The sequence below is a fragment of the Ruminococcus sp. XPD3002 genome (genome assembly GCA_900119535.1).
In the GTDB taxonomy this organism is placed as follows: domain Bacteria; phylum Bacillota; class Clostridia; order Oscillospirales; family Ruminococcaceae; genus Ruminococcus; species Ruminococcus flavefaciens_H.
The window spans coordinates 211,431-235,748 of the sequence record FPJT01000003.1 but is presented as its reverse complement, the minus strand read 5'-3'; the positions used below and the strand labels follow the sequence as shown (position 1 = coordinate 235,748).

24 protein-coding genes are annotated in these 24,318 nt (G+C 47.4%); 9 read left to right on the top strand and 15 right to left on the bottom strand.

The window, feature by feature from the left end:
* The first annotated feature begins 1 nt into the window (after window position 1).
* The 5 genes from BT127_RS04010 to BT127_RS03990 all read left to right on the top strand — a co-directional run bounded on the left by BT127_RS04010 (window position 2) and on the right by BT127_RS03990 (window position 3,131).
* Window positions 2-682, top strand: coding sequence for a polysaccharide deacetylase family protein (locus BT127_RS04010; RefSeq protein ID WP_075423740.1), 681 nt, complete (start codon window positions 2-4; stop codon window positions 680-682).
* Window positions 683-693: 11 nt separating this feature from the next.
* Entirely contained in the window at window positions 694-1,731 is a 1,038-nt protein-coding gene (locus tag BT127_RS04005) for an FAD:protein FMN transferase (RefSeq protein WP_075423739.1), read from the top strand.
* The gene (locus tag BT127_RS04000) at window positions 1,724-2,080 is read left to right on the top strand and encodes a NusG domain II-containing protein (protein ID WP_075423738.1); all 357 of its coding nucleotides are present in this window, start codon (window positions 1,724-1,726) and stop codon (window positions 2,078-2,080) included. Before BT127_RS04005 ends, BT127_RS04000 begins: the two co-directional genes overlap by 8 nt.
* A complete protein-coding gene (locus tag BT127_RS03995) occupies window positions 2,077-2,574 on the top strand; it encodes a Gx transporter family protein (protein WP_075423737.1) in 498 nt (165 codons plus the stop codon). Before BT127_RS04000 ends, BT127_RS03995 begins: the two co-directional genes overlap by 4 nt.
* A 314-nt stretch (window positions 2,575-2,888) precedes the next feature.
* Window positions 2,889-3,131: a hypothetical protein gene (locus tag BT127_RS03990; protein ID WP_075423736.1), complete on the top strand. Its 243-nt coding sequence runs from the start codon at window positions 2,889-2,891 to the stop codon at window positions 3,129-3,131.
* A gap of 375 nt (window positions 3,132-3,506) precedes the next feature.
* On the opposite strand, the gene BT127_RS03985 is transcribed toward BT127_RS03990, so the two are convergent.
* The 6 genes from BT127_RS03985 to BT127_RS03960 all read right to left on the bottom strand — a co-directional run bounded on the left by BT127_RS03985 (window position 3,507) and on the right by BT127_RS03960 (window position 9,830).
* A complete protein-coding gene (locus tag BT127_RS03985) occupies window positions 3,507-4,787 on the bottom strand; it encodes a dockerin type I repeat-containing protein (protein WP_139275399.1) in 1,281 nt (426 codons plus the stop codon).
* A gap of 143 nt (window positions 4,788-4,930) precedes the next feature.
* On the bottom strand, window positions 4,931-5,740 hold the full coding sequence (locus BT127_RS03980; RefSeq protein ID WP_075423734.1) for a putative ABC transporter permease: 810 nt from the start codon (window positions 5,738-5,740) through the stop codon (window positions 4,931-4,933).
* A gap of 359 nt (window positions 5,741-6,099) precedes the next feature.
* Window positions 6,100-6,627: a ribosome hibernation-promoting factor, HPF/YfiA family gene (gene hpf / locus BT127_RS03975; protein ID WP_075423733.1), complete on the bottom strand. Its 528-nt coding sequence runs from the start codon at window positions 6,625-6,627 to the stop codon at window positions 6,100-6,102.
* Window positions 6,628-6,775: 148 nt separating this feature from the next.
* A complete protein-coding gene (locus BT127_RS03970; RefSeq protein WP_075423732.1) occupies window positions 6,776-8,128 on the bottom strand; it encodes a penicillin-binding transpeptidase domain-containing protein in 1,353 nt (450 codons plus the stop codon).
* On the bottom strand, window positions 8,125-9,417 hold the full coding sequence (locus tag BT127_RS03965) for an FtsW/RodA/SpoVE family cell cycle protein (RefSeq protein ID WP_075423731.1): 1,293 nt from the start codon (window positions 9,415-9,417) through the stop codon (window positions 8,125-8,127). The genes BT127_RS03970 and BT127_RS03965 overlap by 4 nt, the downstream gene beginning before the upstream one ends.
* Complete coding sequence (locus BT127_RS03960; protein ID WP_075423730.1) at window positions 9,414-9,830, bottom strand: FHA domain-containing protein; 417 nt, start codon at window positions 9,828-9,830, stop codon at window positions 9,414-9,416. The genes BT127_RS03965 and BT127_RS03960 overlap by 4 nt, the downstream gene beginning before the upstream one ends.
* Window positions 9,831-10,398: 568 nt before the next feature.
* On the opposite strand from BT127_RS03960, the gene BT127_RS03955 reads away from it, so the two are divergent.
* A complete protein-coding gene (locus tag BT127_RS03955; RefSeq protein ID WP_075423729.1) occupies window positions 10,399-11,256 on the top strand; it encodes an AraC family transcriptional regulator in 858 nt (285 codons plus the stop codon).
* 351 nt (window positions 11,257-11,607) lie between these two features.
* On the opposite strand, the gene BT127_RS03950 is transcribed toward BT127_RS03955, so the two are convergent.
* Together BT127_RS03950 and BT127_RS03945 are read right to left on the bottom strand one after the other, a co-directional pair.
* Window positions 11,608-12,447, bottom strand: coding sequence for an Mrp/NBP35 family ATP-binding protein (locus BT127_RS03950; protein ID WP_075423728.1), 840 nt, complete (start codon window positions 12,445-12,447; stop codon window positions 11,608-11,610).
* Between the two features lie 221 nt (window positions 12,448-12,668).
* Window positions 12,669-13,646: a hypothetical protein gene (locus tag BT127_RS03945; protein WP_075423727.1), complete on the bottom strand. Its 978-nt coding sequence runs from the start codon at window positions 13,644-13,646 to the stop codon at window positions 12,669-12,671.
* 639 nt (window positions 13,647-14,285) lie between these two features.
* Between BT127_RS03945 and BT127_RS16705 the strand changes: the two genes are divergently transcribed.
* Window positions 14,286-15,089, top strand: a complete 804-nt coding sequence (locus BT127_RS16705) for a hypothetical protein (RefSeq protein ID WP_075423726.1) — start codon at window positions 14,286-14,288, stop codon at window positions 15,087-15,089.
* Between the two features lie 559 nt (window positions 15,090-15,648).
* Window positions 15,649-17,049, top strand: coding sequence for a D-alanyl-D-alanine carboxypeptidase family protein (locus tag BT127_RS03935; protein ID WP_075423725.1), 1,401 nt, complete (start codon window positions 15,649-15,651; stop codon window positions 17,047-17,049).
* A gap of 866 nt (window positions 17,050-17,915) precedes the next feature.
* Here the strand turns inward: BT127_RS03935 and BT127_RS03930 are convergent.
* Together BT127_RS03930 and trmL are read right to left on the bottom strand one after the other, a co-directional pair.
* Complete coding sequence (locus BT127_RS03930; RefSeq protein ID WP_075423724.1) at window positions 17,916-18,788, bottom strand: DegV family protein; 873 nt, start codon at window positions 18,786-18,788, stop codon at window positions 17,916-17,918.
* Window positions 18,789-19,163: 375 nt separating this feature from the next.
* On the bottom strand, window positions 19,164-19,661 hold the full coding sequence (gene trmL / locus BT127_RS03925; protein WP_075423723.1) for a tRNA (uridine(34)/cytosine(34)/5-carboxymethylaminomethyluridine(34)-2'-O)-methyltransferase TrmL: 498 nt from the start codon (window positions 19,659-19,661) through the stop codon (window positions 19,164-19,166).
* Window positions 19,662-19,747: 86 nt separating this feature from the next.
* Here trmL and BT127_RS16700 point away from each other — a divergent pair, with 86 nt between their 5' ends.
* Window positions 19,748-19,921: a hypothetical protein gene (locus BT127_RS16700; protein ID WP_173542172.1), complete on the top strand. Its 174-nt coding sequence runs from the start codon at window positions 19,748-19,750 to the stop codon at window positions 19,919-19,921.
* Here BT127_RS16700 and ruvX read toward each other — a convergent pair.
* From ruvX to BT127_RS16695, 5 genes are all read right to left on the bottom strand, one after another.
* Entirely contained in the window at window positions 19,914-20,342 is a 429-nt protein-coding gene (ruvX, locus tag BT127_RS03920) for a Holliday junction resolvase RuvX (RefSeq protein ID WP_075423722.1), read from the bottom strand. The genes BT127_RS16700 and ruvX overlap by 8 nt on opposite strands.
* A 352-nt stretch (window positions 20,343-20,694) precedes the next feature.
* Window positions 20,695-21,606 carry a dihydroorotate dehydrogenase gene (locus BT127_RS03915; protein ID WP_075423721.1) on the bottom strand — a complete coding sequence of 304 codons (912 nt, stop codon included), beginning with the start codon at window positions 21,604-21,606 and terminating at the stop codon, window positions 20,695-20,697.
* Complete coding sequence (locus BT127_RS03910; RefSeq protein WP_075423720.1) at window positions 21,606-22,376, bottom strand: dihydroorotate dehydrogenase electron transfer subunit; 771 nt, start codon at window positions 22,374-22,376, stop codon at window positions 21,606-21,608. The genes BT127_RS03915 and BT127_RS03910 overlap by 1 nt, the downstream gene beginning before the upstream one ends.
* A 109-nt stretch (window positions 22,377-22,485) precedes the next feature.
* Window positions 22,486-23,283 (bottom strand): leucine-rich repeat domain-containing protein, encoded by a 798-nt coding sequence (locus BT127_RS03905; protein ID WP_075423719.1) that lies wholly within the window; start codon window positions 23,281-23,283, stop codon window positions 22,486-22,488.
* Between the two features lie 18 nt (window positions 23,284-23,301).
* Window positions 23,302-24,318 (bottom strand): leucine-rich repeat domain-containing protein (locus BT127_RS16695; protein ID WP_175541908.1); only part of this gene is annotated, 1,017 nt, incomplete at its 5' end.

Here is a 24,318-nt window from a genome sequence, read left to right as displayed (position 1 = left end):
TATGTGGAACGGTAAGAAAAAAGCCCTTACATTCAGCTACGATGACGGCATTGCACAGGACATAAGATTCACAGAGATACTTAACAGGTACGGTCTGAAAGCGACCTTCAACCTCAACAGTGGTCTCATGAGCGGCAACGGTGACTGGACTACCGACAAGGGACTTGCCATAAGAAGACTCCGCAGAGACGAGGTTAGGGACGTATATAAGGGACATGAGATAGCCGTTCACTGTGTTACACATCCTCACATAATCGATATGCCCGAGGATGAGCTCCGCCATGAGATAATGGACGACAAGTCCGCACTTGAAGAGCTTTTCGGATGCAGTATACAGGGCATGGCTTACCCCTACGGCGAGTTCAGTGAACTGATAATGCGTGTTGCAGGGGAGTGCGGGATAAAGTTCAGCCGCACCTGCGAGGACGTTCACGATTTCAGACATCAGACCGACCTTCTTGCCTTCGGCGCAACATGTCACCATAACTACGAGGACCTTGAAAGACTGACAGATGAGTTCCTCTCATATGACGGAGAAGAACCGATATATTTCTGTCTCTGGGGACACAGCTACGAATTCGATATCCACAATAACTGGGAGCTTATCGAGGAATTCTGCAAAAAAGTCTCAGGCAGGGACGATATTTTCTACGGCACTAACAGCGAAGTGCTGCTGGGATGAAAGGAAGATATATGCTGAAAAAAATAATACCTCTTGTCTGTTGTATGCTGGGAGCGTCCTTGTGGGGATGCAGTCAGCAGTCACCTGTGAAAAATGCGTCGGAAGCACATACAGCCGACCTTTTCGCTATGGACACCTACATGACGCTTAAAGCATACGGAGACAATGCAGAGAAAGCTCTCACATCGGCGACAAACAGGATTACCGAACTGGAGGGGATGCTTGACGTTACATCGCCCTCAAGTGATGTCTATAAGTTAGATAATGCAAACGGAAATGCACTTACTGTAAGTCCCGATACCGCTTCTATAATCGCTGCAGGCATAGAGTACGGCAGACTTACCGACGGCGACCTTGATATAAGCATTTATCCGGTCCTTAAGGAGTGGGGATTCACTACGGGAGAGTACAAGGTCCCCGACAAGCAGACTATCGATTCGCTCCTTGCGGATGTGGACTACAGCAGGATAACCGTTAACGGCGACAGCGTTACCGTGCCGGAGGATATGCAGATAGACCTCGGCTCACTTGCAAAGGGCTATACAAGTGACGCTGTAATGGAGATTTTCAGGGAAGAGGGCGTGAAGTCCGCAATAGTAAGCCTCGGAGGAAACGTTCAGGCGATAGGTAAAAAGCCCGACGGCTCGGACTGGTCCGTTGCGGTAGTCAACCCTTTTGCACCCGATACGGACATGTGCATCGTAGAGATAGACGAGAAGGCTGTCATAACCTCGGGCAACTACGAAAGGTACTTCACCGACGACGAAGGCAACAATTACTGGCACATAATCGATCCGAAGGATGGCTGTCCCGCAGATAACGGACTTGTTTCCGTGACCATAATAGGGGACAGGGGCATCATGTGCGATGCGCTTTCAACGGCACTCTTTGCGGCAGGTACGGAAAAGGCGGTAAGCTACTGGCAGAACGACAAAGGCTTCGATATGATACTTGTGACCGATGAGGGACAGATACTGTATACTCCCGAACTTTCGGGACATTTCCGCAATGTCAGCAATATGCCTGCGGAGGTGATATCGGTTGCCTAAAGGTGTAAAAATAGTGCTTGTTATTACGGTCATCCTCTTTGCGGCAGCAGTTGTGGCGATGTTCGTTTTCAACCGACAGGCAGACAGGAAGACAGTCGAGATAGTACAGAACGGCGAAGTCATCTATACCCTCGACCTTGCCTCGGAAAAGGACAGGAGCTTCAATATCGACAGTCCCGACGGCGGCTATAATACGGTAACTATCAGCGGCGGTACTATCTGCATATCCGATGCGGACTGTCCCGACCATACCTGCATAAAGACGGGAGTTCTCCGCTCCGAGACCATACCCGTAGTGTGTCTGCCTCACCGTCTTGTTATCCGTTTTGCAGAGGAGGACAGCCAATGAGGACGAAAAAACTTGCCGAGCTATCCCTTCTTACTGCGGCGGCGCTCATCATGTTCATAGTGGAGCTTCGTCTGCCGAACCTCTCACCTGTACCCGGCGTAAAACTGGGACTTGCGAACATTTTCACGGCCTACGGCGTGTACCGTTTCAAGGGGAAAGAGGTACTGCTCATGGTGCTTACAAGAGTACTTCTGGGAGCGTTTTTCAGTGCCAATTTCTCGGCGGTGATATACAGTCTTGCAGGTGCGCTGCTGTGTCTTGTGGGTATGCTTCTGCTGAAACGTATCATACCTGCGGAATACCTATGGCTTTGCAGTATACTGGGAGCTGTTTTCCACAATACGGGACAGCTTACAATGGCGGTTATAATGACACGTACTGCCGCCGTACTCGCCTATGCTCCGGTACTTTTCGTATCGGGCTGTATTGCAGGCCTTTTCACGGGACTCTGTGCGCAGTTCGTGTTGAGACGTATCCTGCCTTCAAAGGATTGAGACTTGCAATATCTGCGCTTATGTGGTATAATGAATGCAAAGCATTCATTACAGAGTATCAAAAAAGCCTGAAACTGTTAATTTGGGGATTCTAAAGGGATACCATCCCTTTAGCGGATTCCAAAGGCAGAGCCTTTGGCAGGTGCAGGGCAGAGCCCTGCGATACTAAGCGCTCAGCAAAGGGTGAATTTCAAAACAGTCCGGTGGACTGTTTTGAAAGAGGGAACGCTCTGCAAGAGAGGGCGTTCCCTGATGCATCAACACATTTTTGACGGAGTAAATGAATGCAAAAGCAATAATATGAGGTGTAAAAAATGATAAATCCAATGGCAGTATTAAAGCTCAAACCGCTTGTTGAAAGCTTCCGCAATAATCATCCGAAGTTCGGACCGTTTCTTTCCGCAGCAGCAGGCGCAATGAAAGAGGACAGCATACTTGAAATGAAGGTAACAACTCCCGAGGGACAGACGATCATCTCGAATCTGAAGCTCACTGCGGACGACCTTGCACTTTTTGCAGAGCTGAGAAGCCTTCTTTCATCCGAGAAGAACGATTGAGTTGTGCGCGTACATGCTTAGGCTAAAAATTTAACGATTCTGAAAATAATAGGGGAGTCCTTATAAGGACGGTACCCTTATAGAAGTTTTTACACGTGATATTGAGGGAAACCCTTTTGAAAAAGGGTTCTCCCTCAAACTCCCTTCCTAAAACTTTCGCCTTAAATTTTCAGCCTGATATATCCCTTTGCTGCTATGTATGATAAGCAGCAATTTTTTTTAAGGGATATATCAGGCTGAAAATTTGGAGCAAAAAGTCTTTGGAAAAGGGGTACGGGGGAAGAACCTTTCCTCAGAAAGGTTTGCCCCCGATAATTACATATAAAGCTGCTATATGAGTACAACCCTTACAAAGGGCTCCCCTCGTTATATGTGTCATTTAATTGAGTCAAAGCAGATCCTGCCGTTTTTTAATGTGATCTCGCCGAGCAGTTTATCGGGAGCTGTCTGCATGTTTACGGAATCGGCTTTGAGTATCTTTGCTGTGTAAACTTCAAGCTTATTGTCTTTTACTGCAAATGTAAGTTCACGAGTCTCAATAACTGTGATCAGATCTTTTAACTGTGAGGAGAAAGAACCCCATTTCATGGTTGACAGGTCGAAAACGCCGATATCGACGATATGAAGTCCCGAGCCGTAGGAGTAAGTGAAATACAGTTCATCAGTACCGTTCATATCTATATCCGCAACTGCAAAAGATACGGTACCGCGGCCGCCTATACCTGCTCCAACCAGATAAACCGAGTCGTTATACTCGATATATGTCTCGTAGTTATCTTCAAACTTGTAAAGACGGAAACCGTACTTATCCGTTATCTCTTTCGGAGTGATATTATACAGCTTATCGACAGTGCTGTTCTTTAACACCAGAGGCATTTTACTGTCCCAGAACTCCTGAACGTTATCCTTTGAAGGGGACATACCGAAGGTCGTTATATCAGTGGTTTTCAGACCGCCTGTCAGGTAAGTTTTCATATATGCCAGGTCGAAGGAATCGAGCCTGCCGTCCTTGCGAAGGTCAGCGGCAGTCCAGTTGAAAAGACTTGCATCGGGAGAACCGACCAGCCATTTTTGCAGCATTACAACGTCGGAAATATCGAATTTGCCGTCTGTATTCACATCGCCCTTGACAGGGGGATCATTAGTGTATTCCTTGACGAAATTACCGTCCTCACCGACTGTCAGGTTGAAGAACCACGGGTTGACGCCGTATGCAGAGGTAATGTCGAGCTCGACAGTCAGTGTACCCTGAGACTTAGCCGTAACAAGGACGTATGCAGCAGCTCTCGTGAGATAATAGGTCTCTTCAAAGTACTCGTCCTTGGTAAGAAGGTCGTATTTATGGGACTCCTCAGCCGAACCGAAGCATTTCACCTCATAGTCCATATAGGTTTTACCGTCGGAAGTTATGCCCGGGAGGAAATTGTTTATTTTATCGACGTCTTTATAGTAATATAATGAGGGCACAGTGATAAAAGCCTGATCTCCCTCGAACAGGACGTCGGTAGTATCTGTCAGTTCCGAAAGGGAATCGTAGTCGCTCATGTAATGGTAGAAATCGAGCACATCCGACTCCTCAGCCGCCGACGCGGTGAACGCACTTCCTGACAGGCACAATGCAGAAGCCATAGCCAATGACAGTAATCGTTTTAACATTATACCCACCTCTTTCGCAGTATTTTCTGGAGAAATCTCTCCTTGTACAGATTATACCATAGAGAGCGCGGAATTGTCAACTTTTTTTGCTTTTTTATATAAATTTAGCTAAACAAATTATGTGCCTGCACTCTGTAAAATACTCAATGCCTTTTTTCGTTTTTTATATTGTTCACACGTGAGCGTAATTCATCAAGCTGCTGTCGGAAGTTTTCGGAATTTACAAGCTTTAGTTTTGGGAAGGCGTTTTGGATACGTTTCATACTGTAGCCGCGTTTTTCCCATTCAGAGCGATACCGTTCTCTTAGTTCCTCCATTCGCTTGCGGTATTCAGCATTTTTCTGACTGAGTTCATCTCTCTTATCGCGTATTTCCTCGACAGTATCAAAAATACGTTCACCGGTGGCATCTGAGATCTTTCGCATTTCACCTGAGATGTCTTCAAGCAGCATGATCCGCTTTTTAATATTCATTATAGCCATAACTGTGATGATGAAGTCGCTTGCGAAGCCGATATAGAACACAGATAGCAGAATGATGCCGGGTTTTTCCGGCAGCTTATCCACGAAAGCATCAACGGATGGCTGGATGAGTTTAATAGTGACGAGGCAGGCGACACCCCACAACAGTGAGAATTTCAGGCAGATATAGCCCTTGAAGTTAAAGGGCTGATCGGAGTAATCCCACCAGTGCTGGTGGAAGATCTTCTCCAGAAAGAAGCCGGTCACAAGCTCAATAGCGGTAGTGAGCAGAACAGATCCGGCATAAAGGACGAGGATGTTATTGCGAAGGGGGTAAAGCATAATGATGACTGTAATGACACCAAATCCGTAGATAGGGCAATACGGACCGTTAAGAAATCCGCGGTTGATGAATACACCGTGTTCCACAGCCTGATACACTACCTCGAGGCACCAGCCGAAGAAAGAATAGATGACGAAGAACCAGAGCATCTGGTATAAACTGAAAACTATGGTGACCACTCCTTAAAGCATTATTTTAGAATATAATATGGATATAATGAATGCAAAAGCATTCATTATATATTTATCTGAATGTCCTTGCAGATACGCAGATCTCTGATCTGCTCCCTGCATATCGGACAATTATATCATAACGCTTCGCTTTTATGATATAATGAATGCAAAAGCATTCATTATATATTTATCTGAATGTCCTTGCAGATACGCAGATCTCTGATCTGCTCCCTGCATATCGGACAATAATATCATAACGCTTCGCTTTTATGATATTAAAGAAAAAACATGCGGGACTTGAAAAAGTCCCGCATTTTGTAATAATGGGATGAACATTACTGAGTGTCCGGTTCGAGAACGGCGTAGTTACCGTCATCACGCTTATAAACAACGTTTATCTCGCCAGTGTCAGCGTTAGTGAACATATAGAACTCGTGGTCGAGCATGTTCATCTGAAGGATAGCCTCGTCCACATCCATAGGACGCATCTTGAACTTCTTGCGCTTGATGACCTCGTAATCAGCGATCTCGTCAACAGGCTCTGCGAAGGCATCCTTGAAAGCTGTATCCTTAAGCTTCTTCTCGACCTTTGTCTTGTTCTTGCGGATCTGTCTGATGATCTTATCTATAGCATCGTCGAGGGCAACTGATTTATCTTCAGCCGAGCGCTCTGCACGGAAAATAATGCTGTTGTATTTAACGGTAAGCTCCAGTTCTATCTGATTTTTCACCTCTGCCATTACGATCTTAGCATCTGCATCATCGCCGAAAAACTTACTGAGTCTTGTATCTATTCTTTCCTCAGCGTATTCAGTAAAATTCTGTGGGATCTGCATTTTCTTAGCTGTGATAGTTGTTTTCATAAATGGGTTCCTCCTTTAGACTCTCCCAAAAGAGAGTTTAAATATTATGGTTATATTATAACATAAAATAGGAGAGATTACAAGAGAAATATGTTAATTTTGTTTAAATCGTACAAGCTTTTTTCTATTATTTGTATATTGTGACATATCAGCTGCAAAGTGAATCAAGCAGAGTTTTTACTATCTGTTCGGCGTAAACAGGGGTGCTGTACTTGTTTTCAAGTACAACGCAGAAAGCGATAGGATTGCGCTCGTCGCTGACGAATCCCACAAGGAGAGCATTCTCCTCGGCGCCTTCCTTGACCTGTGCCGTACCGCTTTTTATACCGAGTACATATCCGCTTATGGAACCTGTGTAGTGGTTCGAGCCGTTGGTAAGGAGTATGCGCTTTACTGTCTCGGCGGTATCGGGAGTGAACAACTGAGCACTTTCCTTTGTCTTTGCGGTCTCGGTGGTATTGCCGTAGACGTCCGTAACGTGGTCGATGAGGTGGGGCATGGTCATTTTGCCTGTACCGTTTGCGATAGCGCTCTGCCACATCATAAGCTGCATGGGACTTACAAGTGTATCGCCCTGACCGATGCATCCCCACTGTGTATTGAAGTCGTAGGAATCGGTGAGGGTAGTTGAAGCCTTTTCGCACTGTATGCCGTCGATGTCGATATATTGCGGTTTATCGTCGTTCACTGCGTAGCCGAGCTTCCTGTACATGTCCTTAAGTCTGCCGAGAGGCAGGTCGGGATCCTCCACAAGCTGAGCGAAGAAGGGGTTACAGCTGTTTTCAACAGCCTGCTGTATGTTCTGGTCGCCGTGACCGTAGGACTGGTGGCAGTCGATAGGCTTGCCCGAGCGGTTCATGTACTGACCGCTGCAATTGTAGGTCTTGGAGAAGAGGCGGTCAGGTCCCATTATCTCCAGCGCCGAAATGACGGTAGATACCTTCTGGGTAGAGCCGGGGACTGTGCCGTACATAGCCTTTGAGATGAGAGTACCCGATTCCAGCTCGCCGATATTGGCATATCCCTTTGTAACGTCGATAGAGGGGAGACTGGTGCAGACAAGAAGTTCGCCTGTCTTGTAGTTGTAAGCCACTGTGCATCCCTTTGCGCCCATGTAGGCGTTATAGACTGCACGGTTAGCGGCGTGGTCGAGGGTAGTGTAGATAGCGGCTTTTCCGCCCTCTTTCACAAGTCCCTCTGAGAAGCTGTAGTTGTTGAGCTTGTCGATATTCTGTGCAACGAGGGTATTTTCCATCTGTCCCTTATCGTCGCCGATGAGGTTGCCCACGTCAAGGAAGTGGTTCTCGTCGTAGCCTGTGCCTGCCGCATCGAACAGCACGTCGCCATTTCGGTCATAGACCTTGCCAAGCTGATGATTGTCCGAGTGCATCATGTAGAAGGGAGCTTCCTTGTTTATCTTGTAAACCAGCAGAGCCATTCCGCCGATGAAAACAAGGAGGAAAAGAGTTATAACGCTCTGAGTACGTCTGATACTTTTCATGCAGGCTGACCTCCCGTAACTTTTTTCTGCTTTTTCGGCTTAGCGGACTTCATTTTCGCGAAAACAGGGTTCTGAGCGGCGGTGAGCATACCTGCCATTATACCGCTTGTAGCCATTGAGCTTCCGCCCATTGAGATGAATGGGATAGTAACACCCGTAAAGGGGATGAGGTTGCAAGAGCCGAAAATGTTAAGTGCCATCTGTACCGTGAAAGCGGCGCAGACACCTGCACAGAGAGTTCCGTGGAAGTAGGAGAGGGGAGGATTTATCAGTGGAGAAGCTGCGATAAGGAGTATCACAACTACAGTCATAAGAGCGATAACAAGTCCCCATTCCTCGCAGATAGTAGCGAAAACGATGTCGCTCTCATATGCGAAGACCTCGTGAAGGAAGCCGTTTGAGGGACCTTTTCCCAGCCAGCCGCCCTCTGCGATAGCGATAAGCGCCTGGGACTGCTGATAACCGTTGCCCGTAGTATCGTCCCAGATATTGACGAAGAGACGTGCGCGGACGTAATCGGGAGCAAGATAGATGCCGATGCCTGCGGCGATGAGTACTGCCGCACCTGCGCCGATAAGAGTCTTGTTGGAGAACTTAGCCTTGGGGTAGCATATCCTGAGAAGGAAGCCTGCGGCGTAGATAGCGGCAAAAGTCGGGATGCTTCCCAGGTCCCTGCACCACCACTGGAGCAGACATACTGCGGCGGTGATACCGAAGAGGATGATGTTCTCCCACACGATGTTGAATTGCAGGAATTTGTGTTTGTTCTGCTGTTCGGTAATAGAAGTAGCGCAGGCAATGACCAGAAGGGGCTTTATGAACTCGGAAGGCTGTATGGTCATGAATCCGAGGTCTATCCACATACTGCGGCTTCCCGTAAAGAGTACGATAACGCCCATCATGATGCCGATGCATACCCAGACGTACTTCTTTTTGGACTGTATCCACCTGTGGTCCCTGACGAGGTGATATCCCACACGGCTTGCGATAAGGGATACGATACAGGTGATGTAGTGCTTCATGGAAAGGTGGACTCCGCCGAAACAGGACTGGAATATGACGCTCATATTCAGTACCAGCAGTAGCATGAAATCCACGGTATAGGTGTGCTGTTTATAGAACAGCATCACGAAGTAGTAGATGATATCGAGTCCCAGCACAGCGGCGCAGAGGATGACGAATTCCTTGGTATCGACCTCCTTGCCGTTGAAAAAGACGTTTACAAGCATACCTGCGTGAGCTATAAGCACGAACAGACATGAGAAAATGTAAGAGAAGGGATTGCTCATTTCTTCTTGTCCCTCCTTTTCCTGAATACGAGACGTCGACTTCCGAGGGTAATGATATCGTTTTCGTGGAGCTTTTTCTGCTTCACGGGACGTCCGTTGACGTAGATGCCTGATTTCGAGCCGATATCCGTGATAGTCCACACTCCGTCTGTAATGGTCATAATGGCGTGATAGCGCGATACGGACATATCGTGGAGCCTTATATCCGCCGAGCCGTGACGTCCGATAAGTACCTCATCACAGCCGAGATAATAGGACCTGCCGTTTTCAAAGAGCTCCATATCGGAAGAGAAGCTTTTCCAGCGTTTTCTGGACGAACTTTTTTCCCTGTAAGAAGCAATAATAAGAATAAGTATACAAAGGTCAAGAGCGGCTGCGGTAACAGCGCAGAAAATCAAACCGTTGTCATACATAGTTACACCTCCATTTGGATAAAGATATTATAACACATTTAATGAACCATTGCAACAGTGGAAAAAGCAGATATTATCCATGAAGGCGAGAATAAACTGGTCAAAATAAGAGAAAAAGGGAGGTCTGAATGTTGAAACATAGCAATATTATGTCCATTATAAAGCAATATTTTTTCATTTTTTATGGACAAACGAAGAAAAACGTGGTATAATGAATGAAAAGCATTCATTATATTTTATCTGAATTCCCTTGCAGGTACGCAAATCGGGCAATTATACCGCAGCGCTTCGCTTTTGTGGTATAAACAATGCAAAGCATTCATTGAGAGTGTCCCAAAAGCCTGAAACCATAAATTCGGGGATTCTAAAGGGATACCATCCCTTTAGCGGATTCCAAAGGCAGAGCCTTTGGCGGGTTGCAGGGCAGAGCCCTGCGATACGAAGCGCTCAGCAAAGGGTGAATTTCAAAACAGTCCGGTGGACTGTTTTGAAAGAGGGAACGCCCTGCAAGAGAGGGCGTTCCCTTCTGAGTGACATATGTGACACTTCTTGAAAAGGAGCAGTGAAAATGGTTAGCAATGAGCCGATGACTACACATAACCAGATATCAAAAAGGATAAAGAACTCACCGAGTCCCGAGACGAAACGCACTTTTTTCTACGTTCAGGAAACGGGATGCATGAAGTCGGGAAGCCTCAGCGGCGGCGAAGATGAAGAGGGACTTTTCCTCATATGTGCGGTAAGCGGCGGAAATGCCGAGCTTGTCCTAAACGGCAGGAGCTACCCTCTGACCAAGGGCGACTGCTTCTTCATCGACTGCGCCAACAGCTATACCGTCAACAGTGAGGACGAGCATACCGAAGTTATGTGGGTGTGCTTCGGCGGAGCGACTTCGGCGGAGTACTACGACTATTACATCGCAGACAACAGAAACGTTTTCCGTCCCTCATTCATCGACAAGGTAGTATCAGCGGTGAATGAGCTTATCGAGACCAACGAGAAGAAGCTATCAAATGCGGAAGTTATATCCTCCAAGCTCATAATGGACATACTCACTATCGCACTTACCCAGAGCAGTGACTCCTCCCAGAACGATTCCGCGCTGAAGCAGAAGCTTGCGGCAGTTAACGCCTTTATCGATGACCACTTCAACGAAGCTATCACTCTTGAGGGACTGTCCTCGGAGTTCTACATAAGCAAATACTACCTTACAAGGGAGTACAAGAAAATCTACGGCAGGACGATATTCCAGCAGATAATAGCCGCAAGGATAGAGTACGGCAAGAAGCTTCTTCGGTTCTCGGACAAGTCTGTTGAGGAGATAGCGCATCTCTGCGGCTTCAACGACCAGAGCTACTTCGCAAGGCAGTTCAAGAAGGCAGAGAACATAACCTGTTTTTCTTACCGCAAAATGTGGCGGGAGTAAATAGTAATCAGAAATCAGAAAGTAGAAAGCAGTAAGGGCGCACAGTGTGCGCCCTCTAAGCCATAAGCCTGTAGGGGCCGCCTTTGGCGGTCCTTTCTTGTTGACCTTATATATTAGATAATGCGGACGGCCAATGGCCGTCCCTACAAAATGTTACCTTTTTAAATACATCGCCGCAAGGCGATACCACAATTATCATTTATTCACTATTCAATATTCTTTATTCATTTATTCCGTTTATCTGCGGACCGCCAAAGGCGGCCCCTACAGTCAAACGGTATAAATACGAATTAAAAAGGGCGCACACTGTGCGCCCCTACTACTTTCTGTGCTCTGATTTCTGCTTTCTGATTACTGATTACTGATGTCAGCTATCTTTTCAACAGCCTCGTTGAGCCAGTCGCCCTCGAAAAGCTCGATAGTACCCTGATCGCAGTGCTTAGCCAGATCAGTGCATACAGGAAGCTTTGCAAGTACGGGGATGTTGTACTGTGCAGCTATCTCGTCTATATGGCTCTCGCCGTAGATGCTGTGACGCTTGCCGCAGTCGGGACACTCGTAGTAGCTCATATTCTCGATGATTCCGAGAATCGGGATATTCATGAGCTGAGCCATTTTTACAGCCTTCTCAACGATCATGGAAACGAGTTCCTGCGGAGATGTTACGATAACGATGCCGTTAACAGGGAATGACTGGAAAACAGTCAGCGGAACGTCGCCTGTTCCCGGAGGCATATCAACGAAAAGGTAGTCAACGTCCTTCCAGATAACGTCTGTCCAGAACTGCTTTACAACGCCTGCAATAACGGGACCGCGCCAAACAACGGGATCGGACTCGTTCTCCAGGAGAAGGTTGATAGACATAACATCGATGCCCATTTTGCTCTTTGTCGGGATGATGCCGAATTCGCATGCATCAGCCTTACCATGGATACCGAAAGCCTTCGGTACAGAGGGACCTGTTATATCAGCATCGAGGATACCGACATTCTTGCCGAGACGCTGCATGGAAACAGCCAGCAGAGAAGAAACCATAGTTTTACCAACTCCGCCTTTACCGCTGACAATGCCGATGACCTTGCCGATGTTGCTCATCTGATTTGGTTTTTCAAGGAAGCTCTCGGGTTTGCTTCCGCAGTTGCCTGCGCTTGGACATCCCGCACAATCCTGTTTTGTACATGATTCACTCATAGCTTAATATCTCCTTATAAATGGTATTGATAATATTATACCCCATATTTCCGAAATAGTCAATATCGTAATTGAGCCTTTATCTATTAGCCGTCAGCCGTCAGCCTGTAGGGGCGAGTTCCGCTCGCCCCTGTGTCAGAACAATTGATTGTACTCAGATACCGATGTAGGGTACGCCTTTGACGGTCCGTTTTCATCCATAATTATCATTTATTCACTATTCATTCTTTACCGATTCCTGCGATAAGTTTCTCGTGGTTATACACGTAGGAATCGGGAATATCGCAGGTAAGGGCGGAAATTTCGAGGTCAGCGGCATCGAGTTCACTGCGTGCGGAATCAATGTCACCCATACCGAGAAAGCACTCAGCCATTGAAAGACTAAGTGATGCTGTCTGAAAAACATCGTAATTAGTAGTGGGGATCTTTATCTGATTATCCTTTGACATCTGTTTTTGGTTATCACGGAGAAAGCGGATAATTCGAGCGGATTCAAGAGCCTCGCTGTAGTTACCGAGGAAGGTATCTCTTGTGTTTACAAGTAAGGCTGCCGAGATAAGACCGTTGATATCGCGGTTTTTTATCTGTTCGATCCATGGTTCGTATTTATCCAGAAGATTGAGAAAGTCCTCTTTGCGATCCTCCGAGGCTGAAAGGAGAAGTTCGGCGCTAGCTATCTCATTTTGTCTGACTGCATCATCTGCCTTTACCGTCCGCATTTCGTCCAGGACCTCATGAGCTTCGGTGAATCTGCGTCTCAGCGAAAGCATACTGCACTTTACAGACATAATGCTGATGCGGTAGTTTTCAAGAGTTTCCGAGGCTATGACACGGTCACAAGCATTCAGAAGGTTATCGGAGCATATCTCATTTTTAAAGAGTTCAAAAAACTTCCTGTTCCTGAGTGCTGACAGAGTATAGCGAAGTTTGTTTTTTCCGTGGTAAGTGTGTTTTATCTTAGCTGAATAATGAATGAAGATAATGACTAATGGTATTAAGAAGATGACAAGGATAAATCCTATCAGGATAAGGAACTTGTATATCAGTTTTATGGGCAGAAGTATAAGCAGAATGATCACTGCAATCAAAACAGGACCGAGCTTTGAGCCGATTTTTCCGCCTAACTTCATTGGCATTTCACTTTCCTTGCGGTATTCTTCAAGAGCCTTTTCGGCATCCTTTTGTGTAACACTGATCATAGAACTCACTGCCTTTCATTTATAATATACCTTATTAATGTCTGCTCAACAACTAAAAAATGGCTTATTATAGCTTCCAAAGCCATTTTTTAGTTGTCAAAGTGCAAGAAAATAATGATATTAAAGTTTTTTCTTGCACTTTGTTTTGCCCTTTCAGGCAAAATGAGCTTGACATAAAGAAATGTGACGCGCAAATTCTTTATATTTTAGGGAATTTGCGCTCCCCGAACAAAGTTCGGGGCAGTAACCGCCCAAAGGCGGTTACTGAGTACACATTTATTATAACTCTTAAGTTTGGTTTAGTCAATAACAGATTGACGTGTGCTATTTGCCGCTGCAAATTGTTTAATCATGTATCACGGTAACGGATAATTGTACGTACATCAACTGGCGAGCGGAACTCGCCCCTACTGCTTTCTGCGCTCTGATTTCTGATTTCTGATTTCTGATTTCTGAGGGGGGCAAACTATACAGCTGGGGACAGATTTGTACATTATGCATAAAAAGTTGACCGAAAAAATCTGTTTGTTCTACGTTACAGACTGTCACAAACGTATTTTTGAATACGAATGTATTTTATGAAAACGGAAATAACCCGTTAAAAATAATCAATCTATTTTAAAACAGGAGTGGTAAATTATGAAAAAGATTTTTAAGGGATTTACAGCAGCAGTTCTTTCTACAGCAATGATGTGCAGTGTATGTGCAGCAGGTTCAGTTATCGGTGCAAACGCAGAGGAAGAACTCCCGATAGCAGCAGCTGATACACTTAACGGTGCAGAGCAGCCTACAGAAGCTATCCAGACTGCAACAGAAGCAGTTACAGAAGCTATCGAAGCAGCAACAGAGGCAGCTACAGAGGCTCCCACAGAAGCACCTACAGAGGCACCGACTGAGGCTCCTACAGAGGCAGCTCCCGCACTTGACATCCAGACTATCGCAGGCAAGTGGCTTTATCAGTTAGCTGACGGCGATACAGTTGATATCGGTACAAAGCCAAACGGTTCTGTAGAGATAAAGGCTGACGGTACTTACAGCTACACAGACGCAAACGGCAATGTATCAAACGGTTCTGTACAGATAAAAACTGATGTTATCGGAGGCACTCCGCTTACTTTTGTAGGCTTCTACACAGGCGAGACTCTTAACTTCGGCGGTTACTACAGGGCTGACACTAACCGTATTACTATCGGCAACGGCGCTCAGGCACAGCTTGTACGCGATAACGGTACAGCAGCAGTAACAACAGCAGCTCCTCAGACAACAGCAACAAAGGCTGCAACTACAACAAAGGCAGCTGCAAAGACTACAGCTAAGGCAACAACAAAGGCAGCAGCAAAGAGCGGTTCACCAAAGACAGGCGACGCTTTCCCTGCAGCAGCAGTTACATTAACAGCACTTGCAGCAGCAGTAGTCGGAATCGTTTCACGCAAGAAGGACTGATCTGACTCAAACGTACATTTTACCTTCAATATATAAAATTTCAGCCGTGCATAAAGTGCGGCTGATTTTTTATTCGGAATTATTGCGTCCGATTCCGAGGACTATTTGTAATCGTTTTGTAGGGGCGCTTTCCGAGCGCCCGTAAATACACGTAAAAATATAAGTGCCACAGATAATTGTAGGGACGGCGATTCGCCGTCCGGTTTCTTCCACATTAATATTATACAATGCGGACGACCAACTACAGGGTATCAGGGATGTGGGCTATTGTACGTGTATCGACGGGCGCACGGAATGTGCCCCTACAAATCATTTTAAATTCATCGCCGTAAGGCGATACAATAATTACGCATTACGAATTACGCATTAAAAGGGCGCACGGAATGCGTCCCTACACTTAGTTCTCAGCTTTTAGTTCTGACTTCAAGGACGAAAAATTTTTCCGTTGATATAGACAAATCGGAAAATGTGTGATATAATAGAAGCGTTAAGCTGTTTTTCTGTCCATTGACAGTCCAAAACAGTATTTTCAGCTAATTATTCGCAAAGAGGAGTTATTATGAAGAGAATATCAGCATTGCTCACGGCGGTAGTCCTTCTGCTTCCGTTTATACGTTTGACCGACGCCAAAGCGATAAATTTCACACTTAAAGAACCTATCCACAGCGAATCCGCTGTGCTTATGAACCTCGATACACACATGGTACTTCACGAGAAAAACGCCGACACCAGACAGATGCCGGGACCGCTCGTCAATATCATGACCGCAGTTGTCTGCCTTGAAGAGTGCAAGAACATCGACGAGGAGATAACTATGGATCAGGAGGTCTATGAGGGACTCTACAACACTCAGTATCCCGATGACCTGCGTATCTCGGATATATCCGACGGGGACGTCCTTACGGTTACGGACCTGCTTTACGCTATGATGCTTGAATCCTCGGTACAGGCGGCACAGACGATAGCCTATCATGTCGGCGATCACAAGGTCTCAGCCTTCGTGGACATGATGAACGAAAAGGCGAAGGAGATAGGACTCGAATCCACTCACTTCACTAACCCCACAGGTATGTACGACGAGGATCAGTACACAACAGCAAGGGATATGGCTAAGCTTACGGAATACGCTATGACAGTACCGCTGTTCGACACTATCTCGTCCACGTTCACCTATAATCCGTCAGTTCCCAACATGGAGCGCCATGAAAGTCACGAAAACTGGATATGGACTCACTCCAACACCATGATGGATCCCGAGAGCGAGCTTTACTATTATCCCGGTGCAAGGGGAATCAAGACCGCAAACCTCGAAGCCGCAGGACGTAATATAGTCTCTATCGCAAGCAAGGACGGCAACAATTACCTTGTAGTCCTCATGCGCGCACCAATGAGCGATGCGGACGGCAACAACGTCTACTATCACCTCGAGGACGCTATAAGCCTTTTCGACTGGGCGTTCAACCACTTCTCCTATCAGGTAGTGCTTGCGGATACCGCAGAGCTCGGAGAGCTTCCCGTAAGTCTTGCGGAGGGCAATGACTACGTTCTTGCAAAGCCGAAGGAAGAAATATCACTTCTCTGGTACGATGAAATTGACATCTCACTTATCAACAAGAACAAGATTGAATGGTACAACACCACGCTTCAGGCACCTATCAAAAAGGGCGAGCCGCTTGGTGAGCTGACTCTCGAATATTCGGGCGAACCTCTTACCACCGTGGAGCTTGTTGCAGTTTCGGACGTTGAACGTTCGTCCTCGAAGTATAATCTCTTTGCGGCATCGATGTTCACAAAGTCCAGCTGGTTCAGGAAAGCGCTTATAATCTCGCTGGTACTCTGCGTGATATATATACTGATGTGCATTTACTCGTATGTAGTCTTCAAGAGCCACGCAAAGCCACTTAAGCCGATTTACGCTGTCCCGAAGGTAGAGAAGAAAAAGAAGAAGAAAAATAAGTGAGCAGTGATTAGAAATCAGAAATCAGTAGGGGCGCTTTCCGAGCGCCCTTTTTAATTCGGAATACGGAATGCGGAATTAATGCGTCCCCTGTCGGGGACGGATTTGAAATTGGGTATTCGTACAATTACCCATACCCTGATACCATGTAGGGGCCGCCTTTGGCGGTCCGTTTTATTTGACCGTATGTATTGTTTTTTGCGAGCTGCCAAAGGCAGCCCCTACAATTGGTTCATCATGATGTGTTCATCACGGGCACACAGTGTGCGCCCTTTTTAATTCGGAATTCGGAATTAATGCGTCCCCTGTCGGGGACGGATTTGAAATTGGGTATTCGTACAATTACCCATACCCTGATACCATGTAGGGGCCGCCTTTGGCGGTCCGTTTTATTTGACCGTATGTATTGTTTTTTGCGGGCTGCCAAAGGCAGCCCCTACAATTGGTTCATCATGATGTGTTCATCACGGGCGCACACTGTGCGCCCTTTTTAATTCGGAATTAATGTGTCCCCTGTCGGGAACGGATCTGAAATTGGGATAAACGCGCAATTACCCGTAAGCCAGATACCATGTAGGGACGGCCATTGGCCGTCCGCATTATCCTAAATATACGGTAAACAAGAACGGACGGCGAATCGCCGTCCCTACAATTATTTTGCCATATATGTGCGGTTATCAACGGGACGTCGCAGACGCCGTCCACTACATTTTGTTGCATGTTACCTTGTAGGGGCGATGTGGGCATCGCCCCCTACAAATCATTTTAAAATCATCGCTGAAAGACGATACCACAATTACGTATATGCATTAAAAGGGCGCACACTGTGCGCCCCTACTGCTTTCTGATTTCTGATATCTAATCACTGCTCACTTGTTTTTTCTTCTGACAAGGATAGCAACGATGTCGGGACCGATATTTGCGGCTACAACAGCGCCTATCTTGCCGAACATCTCAGCCTTTCGGCCTGTTTTCTTGTACATTTCCTTTTCGATCTCCTTAGCGAGAGTATCGTCCCTGCCGTGGAGGATGAGGTAAGGAGTCTGGGGAGTCATATTCTTCTCGGCGCACTCGATGAGCTTCGGAACGATGTTCTTCTCGCCCCTTATCTTGTCAACGGTAACTGTAGTATTATCCGCAAAAAGGATGATAGGCTTAAGTCCGAGAACCTCGCCCGCAAAAGCCTTTGCAGCGGAGATACGTCCCGATTTTCTGGCATATTTGAGGTTATATGGCACAGCGTAGATGCCGCAGACGTTGAACCAGTCCTCGAGGTAAGCCACGATCTCCTCAGCCTCGGCGCCCTTGCGTATTTTCTTGACAGCTTCGATGATAGGGTAGCCGTAGAAGACCGTATAACAGCGTGAATCCACGTTGAAAATGCGGAGCTTATCCTTGGCATCGGGGTTCTCGTCGAAGAAATCGTTCTTAGCGAGAACGGCGTTGTTGAAAGTACCCGAACCCTGACTGTTGATAGAAACGCAGATGATATCTGTATAGCCCTGATCGTAGAGGTTCTTGTATGCCTCTGCGAACCTGAGAGGGGATATCTGGGAGTGTTTGGGTATCTCGTCGGTCTTTGCCATAAGCTCGTAGACCTCGTCCGAGGACTTGTCGATGAGTTCCCTGAAAGACTCGCCTCCGAGAGTTACCTCGAAGGGGAGGACTGTGATACCGAGCTCTTCAACGGTCTCTCTTGGGAGATCGCAGCAGCTGTCTGTCATTATCATTATTTTCGACATATTATTCTTCTCCTTTTTTTATTCGGCATTATTGTATCATCTTACGGCGATGTATCTGAATGTGGTTCGCCGTCCGTCAGCATACGTACAATTACCCGTAACCATGATATTCTGTAGGGGCCGCCTTTGGCGGTCCGTTGTTACTAAGCGTATATATCGGATCATGCGGACGACCAATGGTCGTCCCTACAAATCGTTAGCATTTTTAAATCCGTCCCCGAAAGGGGACACCACAATTATTATTTATTCATTACTCAATAAAAACGATACATACGGACCGCCAAAGGCGGCCCCTACGATCGATTCATCATAATGTGGTAATCACGGGCGCACACTTTGCGCCCCTACACTGCTTTCTGTGCTCTGATTTCTGAATCACCAGGTGTACTGGGTGAGCTTACCCTCACGGGAGAGGTCGGGGTAGTCCCACTGGCGCAGGACCTCGTAAACGGCGATAGCTACCGAGTTTGAGAGGTTCAGACTTCTCAGCTCGTTCCGCATGGGTATGCGAAGGCAGTTATCGGGGTTATCGTGAAGGAGCGATTCGGGAAGTCCCTTGTCCTCACGACCGAAAATCAGGTAGGAATTATCGGGGTATTCTGCGTCGCTGTGGACGTTGAGTCCCTTGGTGGTGAAATAGAAAAAGTGACCTCCGCTGTTACGGCGGAAGAAGTCGTCGAGCCCGTCGTAGTAGGTGATATCGAGCTTGTCCCAGTAATCGAGACCAGCACGTTTAAGGTGCTTGTCGCTGACCTCGAAGCCGAGGGGACGAACAAGGTGGAGTTTCGCTCCGGTAACGGCGCAGGTTCGGGAAATATTGCCTGTATTCTGGGGGATCTGGGGTTCGACGAGGACTATGTTAAGTTCATGCATTTTTTTGCCTCATGAATAATTTTTGTAATTGCTCAGAAAATATACTGCGGAGTTTTCCGCAATAAATTAACGGAGCGTGTTAAAACATGGATATAAAAACCATTTTCAAGGGAGCGGCGGCAGGTGCAGCGGCAGGAATGGCGTATTCTGTACTGTCTGCGGCAGGTCCCCTTGACAGGATGAACCTGAAAAAGGATGCAGGAAAGACCATTAAGGCGGCTTCGGGACTTATCTCAGACCTGAAACAGCTCATCAGTTAGTCTCGCCGGTGTTTTTCCTGTATTCAAGGTAGCTTTCAAGGATTATGACGGCGGCAACAGCGTCCACAACGTTCTTGCGCTTTTTGCCCCTTGTATTGGTAACGTTGAGGTAGTTATGCGCCGAGACCGTAGTACAGCGCTCGTCCCAGAGGATAGTGGGGATGCCGCAGAGCTTCTCCAGTTCACTTGCGAAAAGGGTGCATTTCTCGCATCTTTCGCCCTCTGAGCCGTTCATATTCTTCGGGAATCCTACTACTATTTTCTCCGCCCTTTGCTCTTTAGCGAGGGCGGCAGTTTTTTCTATACAGGTGTTGAAGTCCTTTTCAAAGATGACCGTGACAGGGGAGGCGATAAGCTCGCTTTTTCCGCATACTGCGATGCCTGTACGGGAATCACCGAAATCAACTGACATTATTATCATTCTAAACACCCCCTGTATCTGATGCGAAATTGTTGTGTTCCCTGACGGGGACGTATTTGAAATCCGGGTAAATGTACAATTACCCGTAACCATGATATTCTGTAGGGGCCGCCTTTGGCGGTCCGTTGTTACTAAGCGTATATATCGGATCATGCGGACGACCAATGGTCGTCCCTACATTATTTAATTCGTCCCCGAAAGGGGACACCACAATTATTATTTATTCATTACTCAATAAAACGATACATACGGAACGCCGAGCTAAGATCGATTCATCATAATGCGGTCATCACGGGCGCACACTTTGCGCCACTACACTGCTTTCTGCTTTCTGATTACTGCTAACTGAAACTCACCAGGGCTGAACGGTGCCGATGATGTCACGGACGGATGAAACGCCCATATCGTCCAGTATATCGCTCATTTCGTCGATTATCTTAACGGGAGCGTAGGGATCTGTGAAGATCGCCGCGCCCACCTGAACTGCGGAAGCGCCTGCCATCATGAGTTCGATAGCGTCACGTCCTGAGGAAACGCCGCCCATGCCGATAACGGGGATGTTCACAGCGTTAGCCACCTGCCATACCATGCGTACAGCAACGGGGAAAACTGCGGGACCGCTCAGACCGCCCACGTTGTTATGGAGTATAGGTCTGCGTGTTTTTATGTCTATCCTCATGCCGAGGAGAGTGTTTATAAGTGAGACAGCGTCCGCACCAGCCGATTCAACGGACTTTGCGATGTCGACGATGCTTGTAACGTTCGGCGAAAGCTTTACCACAAGGGGCTTCTTTGTAGCTTCGCGGACTTTTTTTGTGACCTCAGCCGCCATTTCACAGCTCGTACCGAATGCCGCACCGCCCTGCTTTACGTTGGGACAGGAGATGTTAAGCTCTATCATGTGAACGTCGGTAGAGTCCAGTTTAGCGGCAACTTCGGCGCACTCTTCGGGAGTTGCACCTGCTATATTTGCAAGGATAACGAGGTCCTTAGTGAGCAGATTCGGGAGCTCGGTGGAAATAAAGTGGTCGATGCCGGGATTCTGGAGTCCCACGGAATTGAGCATACCTGCGGGAGTTTCGGCTATTCTCGGGGCAATATTGCCTGTGCGGAGTTTAAGTGTAGTACCCTTTGTAGCTATACCGCCGAGCTTATTCAGCGGGAAAAGCTCCTCGTACTCTCTGCCGTAGCCGAAAACGCCCGAAGCAGGGATAACAGGGTTCTTGAAGTCGATACCGCATACATTTACAGAAAGATCAGCCATTACCAGAGCACCTCCTCAGCCTTGAAAACGGGACCGTCCTTGCAGACGTGAGCGAAATACTCCTCGTCATTGCGCTTTGTACGGCATGCACAGCCGAGACAGGCGCCTATACCGCAAGCCATACGTTCCTCCAGTGAAATTTCGCAGTAAATGCCGTTCTCCTGACAGATAGCGGAAACGCCCTTGAGCATGGGCATTGGTCCGCATGTGTAAACTGCGTCGATACCGCCTTTTTCAGCCAGTTCCTTAAGGGGCTGGGTAACGAAACCGTGGATACCTGCCGAACCGTCGTCGGTACAGAGGACGGTCTTGGCTCCTGTTGCGGAGAAGTCCTGCTGTAAGATGACAGCCGAGGCGTTCCTGAAGCCCGATACAGCAACAGCACGTTCACCGTAGTACTGTGCCAGAGGGAGCATGGGGGGAGTACCTATACCGCCGCCGATGAGGACGACCTTGCGGAAGTTTTCATCAAGTGTGAAGCCGTGACCGAGGGGAGCGAGCATGTCGATGAGGTCGCCTTTGTTGAGACGAGCGATCTCCTCGGTACCCTCACCGCGTATCTCGAAAACGATGCGGAGAGTGCCTTTTTCCTTATCGATGCCGCAGATAGAGATAGGTCTGCGGAGGGTGAATCCCTTTGCGCGGATATGTACGAACTGTCCCGGTGAAGCAGCTTGTGCCACTTCGGGACAGGCGATAGTGAAGCTGTATATCTCTCTTGCGAGAGCAGTTTTATCTGTTATAATGAATTGACCTTGCGTATATTTCATTGTTACTCCTTTCAGTCTGAGAAAGTAGAGAGTAGAGAGTAGAAAGCGTTGCAGAAATCTTATACTGCCGACCTGACAGCTTTCTGCTTTCTACTTTCTTCTTTCTGTATTATGTGGCGCTGCGCCACGGTCTGCCGCAGAAACGGCATTTCTTGGTGAAGATGCCCTTGTAGTGTCCGCCGCAGTAGAGGCAGCGTCTTTCGACCTGACGGCGGCGTATGACGTTTGAGCACTCGGCTGAACGGTAAAGGAAAGGCCAGTCGAATACCACGTTCTCGTCGCAGTTATCGAAGATGTTCGGCTGAAGCTTTGAAACGCTTGCGCCGATAGTGATCGATGAGAGCTTATGACAGCCTGAAAATGCGGACTTTGCGATGTTTATATAGCGTTCCTTGTCACGCTCTGCGCCGACGTTTATTTCGAGGGCGGTAAGCTCGGTACAGCCCCCGAAAGCGCCCTTACCGATACAGCATCTGCGTTTGCTGAAAGCGGTAAGGTAATCGGCAATATCGGAGAGGATGCTGCCGTTATTGGGCATAATGTTTTCAGAGAAGCCTATCCGCGGAATGTTCACACGGGTGAGTCCCGTACATCCGAGAAACGCATACGAGCCGATAGCATTTACGCTTTCGGGGAAAAAGATATACGTTATCTCGGAGTGGTTCTCGAAGGCATTATCGCCGATTATGGTCACGCCGTCGGGTATTATGACTTCCTGTGAATTGCCGCGGTAGCCTGTAAGAACTCCGCTTTTGATGATGAATTCACGTTCGCCGCCCGAATACAGTCTCAGACCTTCCTCGACTCTGAAAGCGGAATTGCAGAAACGGCAGTTCCATGTCGTTCTTTCGTCATCTACGGTCAGTATCTCGCCGCATCTGGGACACTTTACCTTTACAAACGACATAAATCATCCTCCTGTAGATCAATAATCTTTCTTTCTTCCGCAGTTCTTGCACTTTCCGAATATGTTGAATTTTCCTCCGCAGTGGATGCAGAGATCGAGACTTATCAGATAGTTTGCAATGCTCTTGTGACGGTAAAGCTCAGCTGCACTGTAAGTATTGCTGCCGAAAATGAGCTTTGAAACTCCGTCGCCGTTACCCTTTCTGTCAACGTGGAACGAACCTGCGGTGTATTCGTTTTCAAGTTCCCATGTAGTGATGCTGCTCTCGAATGTTATCTCGGTAAGACCGCAAGTGAGAGCGCTGTTCATAAGTTCGGAAACGTTTTCGGGTATGGTTATGGATTTAAGTGATTCGCAGTCGTTGAATGTCTTGTAGCCTATCTTTTTAAGCGAAGCAGAGAGCTTTACTTCTTCAAGGGAAACGCATCCGTCGAAAACGGAATCAGCCATTCTCTTGACAGAATCGGGCATGATAACAGAGACTATCTTTGTGCAGTTCTTGAAAGCGCCCGAGCCTATTCTCTCGACTGTATCGGGTATCTCAACGCGAGTCTTGGTGCCGTTGTACTTAACGAGAGTAGTGCCGTCCATGAAGAAATCGTCTACAGTGGTTTTCTCCTCGGATTCGGGCTGTGCTTCTGCTGTCGGCTGAGGTGCGGACTGCTGAACAGGTGCAGGATTCTGAACGGGTTCAGGCTTCTTTACCTCGGGTGCGGACTGCTGAACAGGTGCAGGATTTTGTACGGGTTCAGGCTTCTTTTCGGGTTCGTTCTCCTTTGGGATGAATGAGTTTATGAAATCGAATTTCGGCTTATTCTCGAACTTTTCCTTAGGTGCGAGCTGTTTGATAGGTTCGAGTCCGTTTATGTGGGATGAAGGCTTTTTAACGGGAGCAACGACAGCTTTTCTGGGTTCTGCCTTAGGAGCCTCGGGTTTCTTAACTTCGGGAACCTTAGGTGCCTCGGGAGCCTTGACTTCGGGAACCTTAGGAGCCTCAGGAGCCTTTACCTCAGGAACCTTTGGAGCCTCGGGTTT

Coding starts and splice junctions, on each gene's coding strand:
- BT127_RS03960 (WP_075423730.1), bottom strand. CDS start 9,830: ATGTATGACAACGGTTTGATTTTCTGCGCTGTTACCGCAGCCGCTCTT.
- BT127_RS03905 (WP_075423719.1), bottom strand. CDS start 23,283: ATGTCGTTTGTAAAGGTAAAGTGTCCCAGATGCGGCGAGATACTGACC.
- BT127_RS16700 (WP_173542172.1), top strand. CDS start 19,748: ATGGATATAAAAACCATTTTCAAGGGAGCGGCGGCAGGTGCAGCGGCA.
- hpf (WP_075423733.1), bottom strand. CDS start 6,627: ATGAAAACAACTATCACAGCTAAGAAAATGCAGATCCCACAGAATTTT.
- BT127_RS04010 (WP_075423740.1), top strand. CDS start 2: ATGTGGAACGGTAAGAAAAAAGCCCTTACATTCAGCTACGATGACGGC.
- BT127_RS03915 (WP_075423721.1), bottom strand. CDS start 21,606: ATGGCTGATCTTTCTGTAAATGTATGCGGTATCGACTTCAAGAACCCT.
- BT127_RS03965 (WP_075423731.1), bottom strand. CDS start 9,417: ATGAGCAATCCCTTCTCTTACATTTTCTCATGTCTGTTCGTGCTTATA.
- BT127_RS03910 (WP_075423720.1), bottom strand. CDS start 22,376: ATGAAATATACGCAAGGTCAATTCATTATAACAGATAAAACTGCTCTC.
- BT127_RS03970 (WP_075423732.1), bottom strand. CDS start 8,128: ATGAAAAGTATCAGACGTACTCAGAGCGTTATAACTCTTTTCCTCCTT.
- BT127_RS03935 (WP_075423725.1), top strand. CDS start 15,649: ATGAAGAGAATATCAGCATTGCTCACGGCGGTAGTCCTTCTGCTTCCG.
- BT127_RS03945 (WP_075423727.1), bottom strand. CDS start 13,646: ATGATCAGTGTTACACAAAAGGATGCCGAAAAGGCTCTTGAAGAATAC.
- ruvX (WP_075423722.1), bottom strand. CDS start 20,342: ATGATAATAATGTCAGTTGATTTCGGTGATTCCCGTACAGGCATCGCA.
- BT127_RS03930 (WP_075423724.1), bottom strand. CDS start 18,788: ATGTCGAAAATAATGATAATGACAGACAGCTGCTGCGATCTCCCAAGA.
- BT127_RS16705 (WP_075423726.1), top strand. CDS start 14,286: ATGAAAAAGATTTTTAAGGGATTTACAGCAGCAGTTCTTTCTACAGCA.
- BT127_RS03995 (WP_075423737.1), top strand. CDS start 2,077: ATGAGGACGAAAAAACTTGCCGAGCTATCCCTTCTTACTGCGGCGGCG.
- BT127_RS03980 (WP_075423734.1), bottom strand. CDS start 5,740: ATGCTCTGGTTCTTCGTCATCTATTCTTTCTTCGGCTGGTGCCTCGAG.
- BT127_RS03955 (WP_075423729.1), top strand. CDS start 10,399: ATGGTTAGCAATGAGCCGATGACTACACATAACCAGATATCAAAAAGG.
- trmL (WP_075423723.1), bottom strand. CDS start 19,661: ATGCATGAACTTAACATAGTCCTCGTCGAACCCCAGATCCCCCAGAAT.
- BT127_RS04005 (WP_075423739.1), top strand. CDS start 694: ATGCTGAAAAAAATAATACCTCTTGTCTGTTGTATGCTGGGAGCGTCC.
- BT127_RS03950 (WP_075423728.1), bottom strand. CDS start 12,447: ATGAGTGAATCATGTACAAAACAGGATTGTGCGGGATGTCCAAGCGCA.
- BT127_RS03985 (WP_139275399.1), bottom strand. CDS start 4,787: ATGTTAAAACGATTACTGTCATTGGCTATGGCTTCTGCATTGTGCCTG.
- BT127_RS03990 (WP_075423736.1), top strand. CDS start 2,889: ATGATAAATCCAATGGCAGTATTAAAGCTCAAACCGCTTGTTGAAAGC.